Genomic DNA, 12,201 nt, shown 5'->3' on the forward strand with positions numbered 1-12,201 from the left:
TATGCAGACCTTGCTGCTGGTATTGACCGCGCTAGGCTCGGTCTGCTTACTGCTGTTGCTGGTGATGAAGGCGCGCATGCATGCCTTCGTCGCGCTGATGCTGGTGTCGATAGGCGCCGGCCTGGCCTCCGGCATGCCGGTGGAGAAAATCGCCGACACCATGCAAAAGGGCATGGCCGGCACGCTGGGCTTTCTCGCCGTGGTGGTGGCGCTGGGCGCGATGTTCGGCAAGATCCTGCATGAAACCGGCGCGCTGGACCAGATCGCCGACCGGCTGCTGAACCGCTTCGGCGAACGGCGCGCGCATTACGCGCTGGGCGTGGCCGGCCTGATCTGCGCGCTGCCGCTGTTCTTCGACGTCGCCATCGTGCTGCTGATCGGCGTGGTGTTCGCGGTGGCGCGCCGCACCGGCGACAATGTGGTCAAGCTGGCCGTGCCCTTGTTCGCCGGCGTGGCGGCGGCGGCGGCCTTCCTGCTGCCGGGACCCACCCCTATGCTGCTGGCTTCGCAAATGCAGGCGGATTTCGGCTGGATGATCCTCATAGGGCTGGCGGCGGCGATTCCCGGCATGCTGCTGGCCGGCCCGCTGTTCGGCGGCTTCATCAGCCGCCACGTGTCGCTGACCCTGCCGGAGGAAATCAGCCGCCCGACGCTGGACCCGGCGCGCATGCCCTCCTTCGGCTTCAGCCTGGCGCTGGTGCTGTTTCCGCTGGCCATGGTCGCCTGCAAGACCCTGGGCAGCCACCTGGCGGCGCCCGGCTCCGCCGCCCAGCACTGGCTGCAATTCATCGGCCACCCCTTTAGCGCCATCCTCGCCGCCTGCCTGATCGCGATCTACGGACTGGCGCTGCCGCGCGGCATGAGCAAGGACCAGATCATGCAGATCTGCAACGCAGCCCTGCAGCCGGCCGGCATCATCCTATTGGTGACCGGCGCCGGCGGCGTGTTCAAGCAGGTGCTGGTGGATTCCGGCGTGGGGCCGGCGCTGGGCGGCGCGCTGATCGGCGCCGGCCTGCCCATCGCCGGCGCCTGCTTCGCGCTGGCGGCCGCGGTGCGGGTGATACAGGGCTCGGCCACCGTCGCCTGCCTGACCACGGTGGGCCTGGTGCTGCCGGCCATCGAGACCATGGGCCTGTCCGGCGCGCAATTGGCGGCGCTATCCATCTGCATCGCCGGCGGCTCCATCGTGCTCAGCCACGTCAACGATTCCGGCTTCTGGCTGTTTGGCAAATTCACCGGCGCCAACGAGGCTCAGACACTGAAAACCTGGTCATTGATGGAAACCATACTCGGCACCACCGGCGCGCTGGTCGGCATCGCGGCCTTCGCCCTGCTGTGAGAAGCCTCCACGCGTCGGCGACGCGGCGTTGAAAACGGCGGCCGAGCTTGGCAAGCGCGGCCGCCGGATACGATACTGACAAGAAACTCGGCGGAATCGGCCAGCGCCATGACGGACGACATCTTTCCTTCCATGCTTGCCTTATTGCACGACAGCGCGACCCTGGTCGCGCTGTTCGACCAGCATGATGTACTGCGCTACGCCAACCCGGCCTTCCGCCATGCCTTCGACCTTACACCGACGGAAAGCCTGAGCTGGAGCGAACTGATGCGGCGCAACCACCTGCGCGGGCAAGGCGCGCGCATTGAAACCGACGATATCGAAACCTGGCTGCGCTCCGCTTGTTCACGCCGCGGCAAGCTGCCCTATCGCGCTTTCGAAGCCGATTTGCGCGATGGCCGCTGGATGTGGATGAGTGAAACCATGAGCGCGAACGGCTGGATGCTGTGCCAGGCCAGCGAGATCACCGAATTGCGCGCCGACCGGCGCGCGCTGCGCCAGGAGCGTGATGTCGCGCTGCGCGCCGCCCAGACCGACCCGATGACGGGCATCAGCAACCGCACCCATCTGATGCAATTGCTGGAACTGCTGCTGCAACGCCAGCGCGGCCAGCACGCGCCGGCCTGCCTCGCCATCCTGGACCTGGACCACTTCAAGCGCATCAACGATCAGGAAGGCCACCCGGCCGGCGATCAGGTCATCCGCAGCTTCGTCCACACCGTGCGCGGCCTGCTGCGTCAGCGTGACGGTTTCGGCCGGCTGGGCGGCGAGGAATTCATGATTCTGCTGCCGCACACCATGCTGGCCGACGCCGAGGCGCGCTGCGGCCGAGTGCTGGCCGCGGTACGCGCCGACCGGCCGCTGGCCGCCAAGCCGGAGCTGGGCTACAGCTGTTCCATCGGTCTCACCACGCTGCGCCGGGACGACGATATCGCCGCCTGCTACGCGCGGGCGGACGAAGCCCTCTATCATGCCAAGGGCAGCGGGCGCGATTGCCTGAGCAGCACGGTTTAAGCGGCAGGCGGCTCAGGCGATCGCGTCCAGCCGCTCCGCCTCGCGCCAGCGCTCAAAGCGCTGCTGCGCCGCCACCACGCTGCTTGCCGTCAGCACCAGGCCGCCGCAGGCCGGATGCCAAGCGTCGGCGCCGCCCGCCGTCTCGTCCAGCACCAGCAGATGCGGCGCTTCGTCCCCCTCCATGCCCGGCGCCAGCAGCAAGGCGCCATCCGGATTGCCCGCGCTTTCCACCAAGCCCACCCGCCCGTCGCCGAGCAACATGGGGAAGCGATGGCTGGCGGCCACCGCCTGGCGCGCATCGCGCCCGATCTGGCGCTTGTCGCCGCCCAACTCCAACAGCACCGGGCACGGCAGCGCCGAGGCCAACTCACGATGGATCTGGCTCTCTATCACCGTCGGCGGCAAGCACGCGGCGCTGACCAGATCGCCCAGATAAGCCATCGCATTGGGCTGCACCAATTCATGCGCCACCGGCACGCCCGCCGCCAGGCAGTGCAGATAGGCGCGCCGCCGCTCCAGCAAGGCCTGCCGACCCCAGGCCGGCGCCGGCTCGGCCCAGGCTTGCGCCAGCACGCCCCAGCCGCTTTCCCGCGCCAACCAGGCGCCCAGCCGCTGCGCCTGCTCCAGCAGAACGCCCAAAGGCAGGCGCAGCAGCAGCAAACGCTGTCCGCTCGCGCCACTCACCGCCGTCTGCGCCAGCCGGCGGCCGCGCGCCACCACACCGCGCGCCTCCTGGTCCGGCGCCGCGTCGGCCATCAATTCCCGCGGCGAGGGCAAACGCCGCAAACCAGCCGGCTCCACCGCCTGCGTACCATTGGGTGCATCGTCCATACTGCCGCTGCTTTCCGAATACATCGTCATTCTCCGTCCCGACCCGCCATGCGAGCGCTTCAATTTGCGGTTACGATATTTTTATTGAGAATGATTGTCAATTGCATTTTAATGAAAACACCCAAACCGCTCCGCATAATGAGCCCGCCCCCAGCCTCGCGCGCCAAGGCGAAACCAGCACCTGCAGAGCAGGTCGGCGGCTGAACATTCTGAGCCGGTTCTCCGCACGCGCTGCCGGCTTTGAGCCACTGCCAAGCAGCCCGTCGCCAGCGGGCGGCGCGTCGTTTCAGGCCAAAAATGTGGAATCAATATCATCTGAATGCAATATCACCGTATTGCAATAGATAACGATTATCATTTATATTCGGCCTCGACGCTCAAACCGAGCCCCTCCCACCGACACAGTGGACCCAGGAATAGCGATGAACCAAACCTCACTCGACCCCGCCTATCGCGGCGAACACAATCTGTTGGCCGCCTACCAGGCCGATTCCGCCTTCTTCTTCGCCTCGCCATGCCACACCCTGCTGGCCGAGGGCATCCAGCAAGTGATCACCGACACCGACCCCAGCGCCGCCATCGCCGCCGCGCTGGCCGCCCAGCCGGACCCGGCCCAGGCCGTGGTGGTCGGCGCCATCCCCTTCATGCCGGAGCAGCAGCCGTGGCTGTTCGTGCCGCGGCAAGTGCGCCGCGCCGACGCGCTGCGTCAGGAACAGCGCAGCGCGCTGCGCCAGCCCTTGCAAGCCGATTGCCAATTGACGCCGCAGCCGGCGCCGGCCGCCTACTGCCAGGGCGTCAGCGACGCGCTGGCCCGCATCGGCAGCGGCGCGCTGGATAAAGTGGTGCTGTCGCGCACCTTAGAGCTTTCCGCCGAGCAGGCCATAGACCAGCGTCAATTGCTGCTCAATCTGGCCAGCCAGAACCAGCACGGCTACACCTTCGCCGTACAGCTGAGCGCGGATGGCGCGCCGCGCCGCGCGCTGATGGGCGCCAGCCCGGAACTACTGCTGGCGCGCTACGGCCGGCAAGTGATCACCAATCCCTTGGCCGGCTCCGCCGCGCGCAGCCCGGACCCGGTGGAAGACCGCCGCCGCGCCGACGCGCTGCTGGAATCCGGCAAGGACTTGTTCGAGCACAAGCTGGTGATCGACGCCGTGGTCGAGGCGCTGGCGCCGTACTGCCGCAATCTGCAAGTGCCGGCCGGTCCGTCCCTGGTGTCCACCGCCACCATGTGGCATCTGTCCACCCGCATCAGCGGCGAACTGATCGACCCGGCGGTGGGCTCCTTCGAACTGGCTCGCGCGCTGCACCCCACTCCGGCGGTGTGCGGTTTCCCGGCGGACCCCGCTCGCAGCCTGATCCGCGAGATCGAACCCTTCGACCGCGGCTTCTTCACCGGCATGGTGGGCTGGTGCGACGGCAACGGTGACGGCGAATGGGCGGTCACCATCCGCTGCGCCGAAATCGCCGAACGTAAGCTGCGCCTGTTCGCCGGCGCCGGCATCGTCACCGGCTCGCTGCCGGAAAGCGAGCTGGCCGAAACCGCGGCCAAATTCCGCACCATGCTGCGCGCGATGGGCCTGGCCGACCTGGCGGAGGCGGCATGAGCGAGCAACGACTGGACTGGACGCCGTGGCCTGAAGACTTCGCCCGCCGCTACCGCGAGGCCGGCTATTGGCAAGGCCAGACCCTGTTTTCCATGCTGGCGGCCCAGGCCGAGCAGCAGCCGGAAAAGCTGGCGCTGGTGGCCGGCAAGCAGCGGCTGAACTACCGCGAACTCAAGCTCTACGCCGAACGCCTGGCCGCCGGCCTGTACGCGCGCGGCCTGCGCCCCGGCCAGCGCGCCGTGGTGCAGCTGCCCAATTGCGCCGAGTTCTTTATCGTCGCCTTCGCGCTGTTCCGCCTCGGCATGCTGCCGGTGTTCGCTTTGCCGGCGCACCGCCGCGCCGAAGTGTCCTACTTCTGCCAGCACACCGATGCCGCGGTCTATATCTGCGCCGATCAGCACGCCGGCTTCGACTACCGAACGCTGGCGGCCGAACTGCTGCCGCTGGCCCCCTCGCTGCAGCAGGTGATCGTCGCCGGCGACGCCGGCGACCACACCCCGCTCAACAGCCTCTATCTGATGGACCAGCCCTTGCCGGCGGAGCCGGACCCCAACGGCCTGGCCTTCTTCCAGCTCTCCGGCGGCAGCACCGGCGTGCCCAAACTGATTCCGCGCACCCATGACGACTATCTGTACAGCTTCGCCGCCAGCGCCGAGATCTGCGGCCTGAGCCGCGACAGCGTCTATCTGTGCGTGCTGCCGGCCGGCCACAACTTCCCGATGAGCTCGCCCGGCAGCTTCGGCGTGTTCCACGCCGGCGGCACCGTGGTGCTGGCCTCCGGCCCCAGCGTCGACGAATCATTTGCCCTGATCGAGGCCGAGGCCGTCACCATCGCCGCGCTGGTGCCGCCGCTGGTGCCGCTGTGGCTGGACGCCGCCGCCAAGCAGCCGGGCAAGCTGGCCAGCCTGCGCCTGCTGCAAGTGGGCGGCGCCAAGTTCGGCCCCGAGCTCGCCGCCCGCGTCGAACCCGCGCTCGGCTGCAAGCTGCAGCAGGTGTTCGGCATGGCCGAAGGCCTGGTCAACTACACCCGGCTGGACGACGGCCCGGAACGGGTGCTGCACACCCAGGGCCGGCCGATCAGCGCCGACGACGAAGTGCGCATCGTCGACGACGAGGACCAGCCGGTGGCGCCGGGCGAAGTCGGCCATCTGCTGACGCGCGGCCCTTACACCATCCGCGGCTACTGGCGCGCCGCCGACCACAATCAGCGCGCCTTCACCGCCGACGGCTTCTACCGCACCGGCGACCTGGTGAGCATGAACGCCGACGGCTATCTGACGGTGGAAGGCCGCGCCAAGGACCAGATCAACCGCGGCGGCGAGAAAATCTCGGCCGAGGAAGTGGAAAACCATCTGCTCGCCCACCCGCTGGTGCGCGACGTCGCCATCGTGGCGATGAGCGACTCCTATCTGGGCGAACGCTCCTGCGCCTTCATCATCCCGCGCGAGCAGCAAGCGATCCACCTGCCCCAAGTGGCCGCCTTCCTGCGCGAGCGCGGTCTGGCCGCCTACAAGATTCCGGACCGGCTGGAGCTGGTCGACACCCTGCCGCAAACCAGCGTCGGCAAGGTCAGCAAGAAAACCCTGCGCCAGATGCTGGAACAGAAACTGGCCGCACAGCCCACCCAAAGGTCACAAGCATGAGCATTCCCCGCATCGCCCCCTACGCCATCCCGTCACAACTGCCGGACAACCGCGTCAACTGGACGGTGGCGCCGCAGCGCGCCGCGCTGCTGATCCACGACATGCAGGAATACTTCCTGGATTTCTATGACCGCGACGCCGAGCCGGTGGCCACCGCGCTGCGCAATATCGCCGCCATCCGCGCGCGCTGCCGCGAGCTGAACATCCCGGTGTTCTACACCGCCCAGCCGGCGGAACAGGCCGACAGCGACCGCGGCCTGCTCAACGATATGTGGGGCCCCGGCCTGCCGGCGCGTCCGGAACGCCACCCCATCGTCGCCAGCCTGAGCCCGGCCGCCGACGACACCGTGCTGACCAAGTGGCGCTACAGCGCCTTCCAGCGCTCGCCCTTCCTCAACCTGCTGCGCCAGCAAGGCCGTGACCAGCTGATCATCTGCGGCATCTACGCCCACATCGGCTGCATGAGCACCGCGCTGGACGCCTTCATGTACGACATCCAGCCCTTCTTCGTCGCCGACGGCCTGGCCGACTTCTCCGCCGATCGCCACGCGATGGCGCTGGAATACGTGGCCCAGCGCTGCGGCGTGACCCTGGACAGCCAGCGCCTGCTGGGCCAATTGGCCGCCCCCGCCAGCGCCGCGCCCAGCGCGGAAGCGCTGCGCGCCGCCATCGCCGAACTGCTGCAGCAGCCGGCCAGCGACATCGGCCTGGACGACAATCTGCTGGACTGGGGCCTGGACTCCATCCGCCTGATGAGCTTGCTGGAACAATGGCGCGCGCTGGGCGCGGAAATCGACTTCATCGAACTGGCGCAACAACCCACCGTCAACGCCTGGCAGGCGCTGCTGGCGCGCCAGCTGGACGGAGCCGCGGCATGAGCGCCAGCTACCCGGAATTCCACGGCCGGCTAGCCGTGGTCAGCGGCGCGGCCCAGGGCATAGGCGCGGCGCTGGCGCGCTCGCTGGCGGACCAGGGCTGCCGCGTGGCGGCGCTGGACCTGCGCGCCGACGGCCTGCAGCAGCTGGCGCTGCACACGCCGGCACACGCCGACGGCCGCATCATCCCGCTGCCGCTGGACATCCGCGACGGTGCGGCGGTGGAGCAAGCGGTGGCGCGCATCGAAGACGAGATCGGCGCCATCGACATGCTGGCCAATGTCGCCGGCGTGCTGCGCCTGGGCACGGTGGAACAGCTCAGCAACGAGGACTGGCTGCAGAGTTTCGCCGTCAACACCCACGGCGTGTTCTTCCTCAGCCGCGCGGTGGCGCGGCGCATGCAGGCGCGCCGCCAGGGCGGCATCGTCACCGTCGGCTCCAACGCCGCCGAAGTGCCGCGCACCCAGATGGCGGCCTACGCCGCGTCCAAGGCCGCCACCACCCAGTTCAGCAAGTGCCTGGGCCTGGAGCTGGCCGAATTCGGCGTGCGTTGCAACATCGTGTCGCCCGGCTCCACCGACACCGCGATGCAGCGCCAGCTGTGGAGCGACGACGCCATCCCGCCGGCCATCCTGCAAGGCTCGCTGGAGCAGTACCGCACCGGCATCCCGCTGCAACGCATCGCCGCGCCGCAGGATGTGGCCAATGCAGCGCTGTTCCTGCTGTCGGATCAGGCGCGTCACATCACGCTGCATAATCTGTACGTGGACGGCGGCGCGACGCTGGGGATCTGAGCACCGATTCACGATCCGCAAACAAAAACGGGCAAGACTATTGGTCTTGCCCGTTGTCACGTCACGGCATCAAGCGCGGCGTCGGCGGATCAGTTCACCGGGCAGCGATTGGCGGCGCGGTAATCCACCACCTTGATCTTGCCGCTGACGATGTCCTTGCGCGCCTGCAGGATCTTCTTCTCCATCTCAGGCGTGATCAGCGAACGGTTGTGCTGGTCCAGCGCCCAATCCACGCCGTTTTCCTTCAGGCCCATCAGCTTGACGTCCGGCTTCCACGCGCCGTTCTTGGCGTCGCGCATGGTTTCGTACACCGCGTTGTCCACGCGCTTGACCATGGAGGTCAGCACCACGCCCGGCTGCAGATAGTTCTGATTGCTGTCCACGCCGATGTAGAACTTCTTGGCGCCCTTGGCCGACTGGATCACGCCCATATTCGACAGCGCCGCCGCGGCGAACACCACGTCCACGCCGCGATCGAACTGGCTCTTGGCCAATTCGCCGCCGCGCGCCGGGTCGTTGAAGGCGGCGTGGGTGGTGCCTATCATGTTCTGCATCACCACCGCCTTGGGATTGGCGTACTTGGCGCCCTGGGCGTAACCGCAGCCGAAGGCGCGGATCAGCGGCACGTCCATGCCACCCAGATAGCCCACCTTGCCGCTCTTGGACTTGAGCGCGGCGGCCATGCCCACCAGGAAGGAGCCTTCCTGTTCCTTGAAGGCGATGCTCTGCACATTCGGACCCTTGGCCACCGAATCCACCAGGGTGAACTTCACCTTGGGGAATTCCTTGGCCACGGTCTCGATGGACTGGGTGTAGGCGAAGCCCACCGCCACCACCAGGTCGGCGCCCTTGCGCGCCATATTGCGCAGCATCTGCTCTTTCTGAGCGTCGTTGCTGACCTGGCCTTCGCGGTAGTTGATGTGGAATTCTTTCTTGAAACGTTCGGCGCCGTTGAATGCCGCTTCATTGAAGCTCTTGTCGAACTTGCCGGCCTGATCGTAGATCACGGCGACAGTGAAATCCTTGGCTGCAACCGGGCCTGCCAGCAAGATGGCAGCGGTTGCGCCTGCGATGTGTTTCAGCGCAAACGTCATGTTTTATCTTTTCTATGTGGATTACAGGCGATGCGACAGCGCCGCGGACGGCGTTGCCGGCGCTTCAAGCGAAAGACGGAGGGGGAAACCGAGTGGACCGCGGCTGCCGAGGCAGACGGGACGAAACAGAACCACGCCGCTGCGAACCGCAGCGGATACAACGCGCCAATTGAAGCTGCCGGATTGTAGGCAGCCCGCCGCCGGCTGTAAACCGGCGTGGCCGAATCCTGCAACAACAGGTCGAAAAACAGACAGCCCGCCGTAAGAACCTGTTTACGATCTGCTGCGCGTCGTGAAACGTGACACGGTGAGTACCGCTTCGAAATGCTCATGTACCTTATGTACATTCCGCTCTCTCAGCCGCGGCACCTTGTCCCGCTCTGGCTCGCCAGACTTTGAACAGGCTCTGAAAATCAGGACCACGAGCCATCGGCAACGCTCAACCCCCGCTCAGCGCGGGAACAGCTGGCCGATGTCCTTGGCCTCCCAGTGCGGGAAGTATTTGCGCACCAACGCGTTCAACTCCAGTTCGAAGGCGCGCAAGCGCTGCAATTCGTCCTGCGGCGCGGCCGCCTGCTCCGTCCTGGCCGCCGTGATCATGCCGGCGCCGGCGGTGGCATTGCTCAGCCGGTCTATCACGATGAAGCTGCCGGTGCCGCGACAGGCGGCGTAAGCGTCTATCACCGCCGGCGCGTTCAGGCTGATGCGGCACAGCGCGATCTCGTTCAGGTGCAGCGCTTCCGCCGGCTTCTGCTCCAGCGTGTTGACATCCACCTGGTGCAGGATGGCCTCCACCCGGCCGGTGACGAATTTGCCGGCCAGCTTGAAGCCGTATTCCTTGCCGGCGCGCAAGGGCGCGTCCTGCATCCACACCAGGTGCGCGTCCAGGCTGGACGCCACCGCCGGCGGCGGCTGGTCGGCGCGCACCAGCATATCGCCGCGCGACACATCGATCTCGTCCTCCAGCGTCAGCGTGATCGCCTCGCCGGCGCCGGCCGCGGCCAGTTCGCCCTCGTAAGCCACCACGGCCTTCACCTTGCTGTGGCGGCCGGACGGCAGCGCCAGCACCTCGTCGCCGGGGCGGATCTCGCCGGCGGCGATGGTGCCGCAGAAGCCGCGGAAGTCCAGATTGGGCCGGTTCACGTACTGCACCGGCAGACGGAAGCCTTCCAGCGCCGCGTCGCTGCGCACTTCCACCGTTTCCAGCAGCTGCATCAGCGTCGGCCCCTGATACCAGGGCGCGCCCTCGCCGCGGCTGACCACATTGTCGCCGCGCAGCGCGGAGATCGGCACGAAGCGGATGTCCGGAATCGCCAGGCCCTCGGCGAAGGCCAGGTACTCGTCGCGGATGCGCTCGAACACCGCCGGGTCGTAATCCACCAGGTCCATCTTGTTCACCGCCACGATCACGTGGCGGATGCCCAGCAGGCTGACGATGAAGCTGTGGCGGCGGGTCTGGGTCTGCACCCCGCGCCGCGCATCGATCAGGATGATGGCCAGATTGCTGGTGGACGCGCCGGTGGCCATATTGCGGGTGTACTGCTCATGGCCCGGGCAATCGGCGATGATGAACTTGCGCTTGTCGGTGCTGAAATAGCGGTAGGCGACATCGATGGTGATGCCCTGCTCGCGCTCCGCCTGCAAACCGTCCACCAGCAAGGCCAGGTCTATCTCCTGATCGGTGGTGTTGTACTTCTTGGAGTCGCGCTCTATCGCCGCCAGTTGATCCTCGAAGATCAGCTTGGAATCGTGCAGCAGCCGGCCGATCAAGGTGGACTTGCCATCGTCGACATTGCCACAGGTGATGAAGCGCAACAGATCCTTGTTTTCGTGCTGGCGCAGGTATTCCAGGATGTCGCCGGCGATCAGATCGGATTGGTGGGTCATCAGAAATATCCTTCCATCTTTTTCTTTTCCATCGAACCGGCGCTGTCGTGATCTATCACCCGGCCCTGGCGCTCGGAGGTGCGGGTCAGCAGCATCTCCTGGATGATGTCCGGCAGCGTGGCTGCCTGTGACTCCACCGCGCCGGTCAGCGGATAACAGCCCAGGGTGCGGAAGCGGACGCGACGGGTTTCAATGCTCGCCTTCTCCGCCGGGCTCAGATAATCCAGTATCCGCTCGTCGTCTATCATGATCAGCGTGCCGTCGCGCGCTATCACCGGCCGTTCGGCGGCGAAGTACAGCGGCACGATCTCGATGTTTTCCAGGAAGATGTATTGCCAGATGTCCAGCTCGGTCCAATTGGACAGCGGGAACACCCGTATGCTCTCGCCCTTGTCTATCTTGCTGTTGTAGATGTTCCAGAGCTCGGGCCGCTGGTTCTTCGGGTCCCAGCGGTGGTTGCGGTCGCGGAAGGAATACACCCGCTCCTTGGCGCGGCTTTTTTCCTCGTCGCGGCGCGCGCCGCCAAAGGCGGCGTCGAAACCATATTTGTTCAAGGCCTGCTTCAGACCCTCGGTCTTCATCACGTCGGTGTGCTTGGCGCTGCCGGCGGTGAACGGGTTGATGCCGGCGTCCACGCCCTCCTGGTTGACGTGAACGATCAGGTCCCAGCCGTATTCGCGCGCCTGCTTGTCGCGCAGCGCGATCATTTCCTTGAACTTCCAGGTGGTGTCCACATGCATCAAGGGAAACGGCGGCTTGCCCGGCGCGAACGCCTTCTTGGCCAGGTGCAGCATCACCGCCGAATCCTTGCCTATCGAATACAGCATCACCGGGTTTTCGAATTCCGCGGCCACTTCGCGAATGATGTGGATAGACTCCGCTTCCAATTGCTTGAGGTGAGTCAGCCTCTCTTGACCGATGTCCATGCTTCCTGCCCATCCTGTAGATGCGCTCAAATCTACCGAAAGCCCATCGGCGCATCAAAACCGATGGGTTATATCAATATGCTCTTAGCAAATCAACAATTAGTCCAAAGGGCAATAAGAACGCCAAAGCGAACACCGCGGAATCTTCGGCCCATGCCGCAATAACTGTCTACATTAGTACAAATACGCAA

At 66.1% G+C, this 12,201-nt stretch carries 10 protein-coding genes; 6 read left to right on the forward strand and 4 right to left on the reverse strand.

Going from position 1 to position 12,201, the window contains the following annotated elements; genetic code table 11:
* The first annotated feature begins 1 nt into the window (after position 1).
* The gene (gene gntU, locus VI26_RS15345; protein ID WP_048410627.1) at positions 2-1,339 is read left to right on the forward strand and encodes a gluconate transporter; all 1,338 of its coding nucleotides are present in this window, start codon (positions 2-4) and stop codon (positions 1,337-1,339) included.
* A 108-nt stretch (positions 1,340-1,447) separates the two neighbouring features.
* Positions 1,448-2,353 (forward strand): GGDEF domain-containing protein, encoded by a 906-nt coding sequence (locus tag VI26_RS15350; protein WP_082151099.1) that lies wholly within the window; start codon positions 1,448-1,450, stop codon positions 2,351-2,353.
* Between the two features lie 12 nt (positions 2,354-2,365).
* On the opposite strand, the gene VI26_RS15355 is transcribed toward VI26_RS15350, so the two are convergent.
* Entirely contained in the window at positions 2,366-3,184 is an 819-nt protein-coding gene (locus tag VI26_RS15355) for a hypothetical protein (RefSeq protein ID WP_197081490.1), read from the reverse strand.
* A 422-nt stretch (positions 3,185-3,606) separates the two neighbouring features.
* Here VI26_RS15355 and dhbC point away from each other — a divergent pair, with 422 nt between their 5' ends.
* From dhbC to VI26_RS15375, 4 genes are read left to right on the forward strand one after another with little or no spacing between them, the layout of a single operon-like run.
* Positions 3,607-4,791: an isochorismate synthase DhbC gene (dhbC, locus tag VI26_RS15360; RefSeq protein ID WP_048410629.1), complete on the forward strand. Its 1,185-nt coding sequence runs from the start codon at positions 3,607-3,609 to the stop codon at positions 4,789-4,791.
* Positions 4,788-6,434 carry a (2,3-dihydroxybenzoyl)adenylate synthase gene (locus VI26_RS15365; RefSeq protein WP_048410630.1) on the forward strand — a complete coding sequence of 549 codons (1,647 nt, stop codon included), beginning with the start codon at positions 4,788-4,790 and terminating at the stop codon, positions 6,432-6,434. The genes dhbC and VI26_RS15365 overlap by 4 nt, the downstream gene beginning before the upstream one ends.
* Positions 6,431-7,312, forward strand: a complete 882-nt coding sequence (locus VI26_RS15370) for an isochorismatase family protein (RefSeq protein ID WP_048410631.1) — start codon at positions 6,431-6,433, stop codon at positions 7,310-7,312. The genes VI26_RS15365 and VI26_RS15370 overlap by 4 nt, the downstream gene beginning before the upstream one ends.
* The gene (locus VI26_RS15375; RefSeq protein WP_048410632.1) at positions 7,309-8,103 is read left to right on the forward strand and encodes a 2,3-dihydro-2,3-dihydroxybenzoate dehydrogenase; all 795 of its coding nucleotides are present in this window, start codon (positions 7,309-7,311) and stop codon (positions 8,101-8,103) included. Before VI26_RS15370 ends, VI26_RS15375 begins: the two co-directional genes overlap by 4 nt.
* A gap of 89 nt (positions 8,104-8,192) precedes the next feature.
* Here VI26_RS15375 and VI26_RS15380 read toward each other — a convergent pair whose 3' ends face one another.
* The 3 genes from VI26_RS15380 to cysD form a co-directional block, all read right to left on the reverse strand.
* Positions 8,193-9,197 (reverse strand): BMP family protein, encoded by a 1,005-nt coding sequence (locus VI26_RS15380; protein WP_048410633.1) that lies wholly within the window; start codon positions 9,195-9,197, stop codon positions 8,193-8,195.
* Positions 9,198-9,647: 450 nt separating this feature from the next.
* Positions 9,648-11,084 carry a sulfate adenylyltransferase subunit CysN gene (cysN, locus tag VI26_RS15385; protein WP_048410634.1) on the reverse strand — a complete coding sequence of 479 codons (1,437 nt, stop codon included), beginning with the start codon at positions 11,082-11,084 and terminating at the stop codon, positions 9,648-9,650.
* The gene (gene cysD / locus VI26_RS15390) at positions 11,084-12,010 is read right to left on the reverse strand and encodes a sulfate adenylyltransferase subunit CysD (protein WP_048410635.1); all 927 of its coding nucleotides are present in this window, start codon (positions 12,008-12,010) and stop codon (positions 11,084-11,086) included. Before cysD ends, cysN begins: the two co-directional genes overlap by 1 nt.
* Positions 12,011-12,201: the final 191 nt, after the last annotated feature.

The sequence above is a fragment of the Chromobacterium sp. LK1 genome, assembly GCF_001043555.1.
Taxonomy (GTDB): Bacteria; Pseudomonadota; Gammaproteobacteria; order Burkholderiales; family Chromobacteriaceae; genus Chromobacterium; species Chromobacterium aquaticum.

What these genes read in the sequence shown, in the direction of transcription:
- VI26_RS15350 (WP_082151099.1), top strand. Translation starts at nt 1,448, where the DNA reads ATGACGGACGACATCTTTCCTTCCATGCTTGCCTTATTGCACGACAGC.
- cysN (WP_048410634.1), bottom strand. Translation starts at nt 11,084, where the DNA reads ATGACCCACCAATCCGATCTGATCGCCGGCGACATCCTGGAATACCTG.
- VI26_RS15370 (WP_048410631.1), top strand. Translation starts at nt 6,431, where the DNA reads ATGAGCATTCCCCGCATCGCCCCCTACGCCATCCCGTCACAACTGCCG.
- gntU (WP_048410627.1), top strand. Translation starts at nt 2, where the DNA reads ATGCAGACCTTGCTGCTGGTATTGACCGCGCTAGGCTCGGTCTGCTTA.
- VI26_RS15355 (WP_197081490.1), bottom strand. Translation starts at nt 3,184, where the DNA reads ATGGACGATGCACCCAATGGTACGCAGGCGGTGGAGCCGGCTGGTTTG.
- cysD (WP_048410635.1), bottom strand. Translation starts at nt 12,010, where the DNA reads ATGGACATCGGTCAAGAGAGGCTGACTCACCTCAAGCAATTGGAAGCG.
- VI26_RS15375 (WP_048410632.1), top strand. Translation starts at nt 7,309, where the DNA reads ATGAGCGCCAGCTACCCGGAATTCCACGGCCGGCTAGCCGTGGTCAGC.
- VI26_RS15365 (WP_048410630.1), top strand. Translation starts at nt 4,788, where the DNA reads ATGAGCGAGCAACGACTGGACTGGACGCCGTGGCCTGAAGACTTCGCC.
- dhbC (WP_048410629.1), top strand. Translation starts at nt 3,607, where the DNA reads ATGAACCAAACCTCACTCGACCCCGCCTATCGCGGCGAACACAATCTG.
- VI26_RS15380 (WP_048410633.1), bottom strand. Translation starts at nt 9,197, where the DNA reads ATGACGTTTGCGCTGAAACACATCGCAGGCGCAACCGCTGCCATCTTG.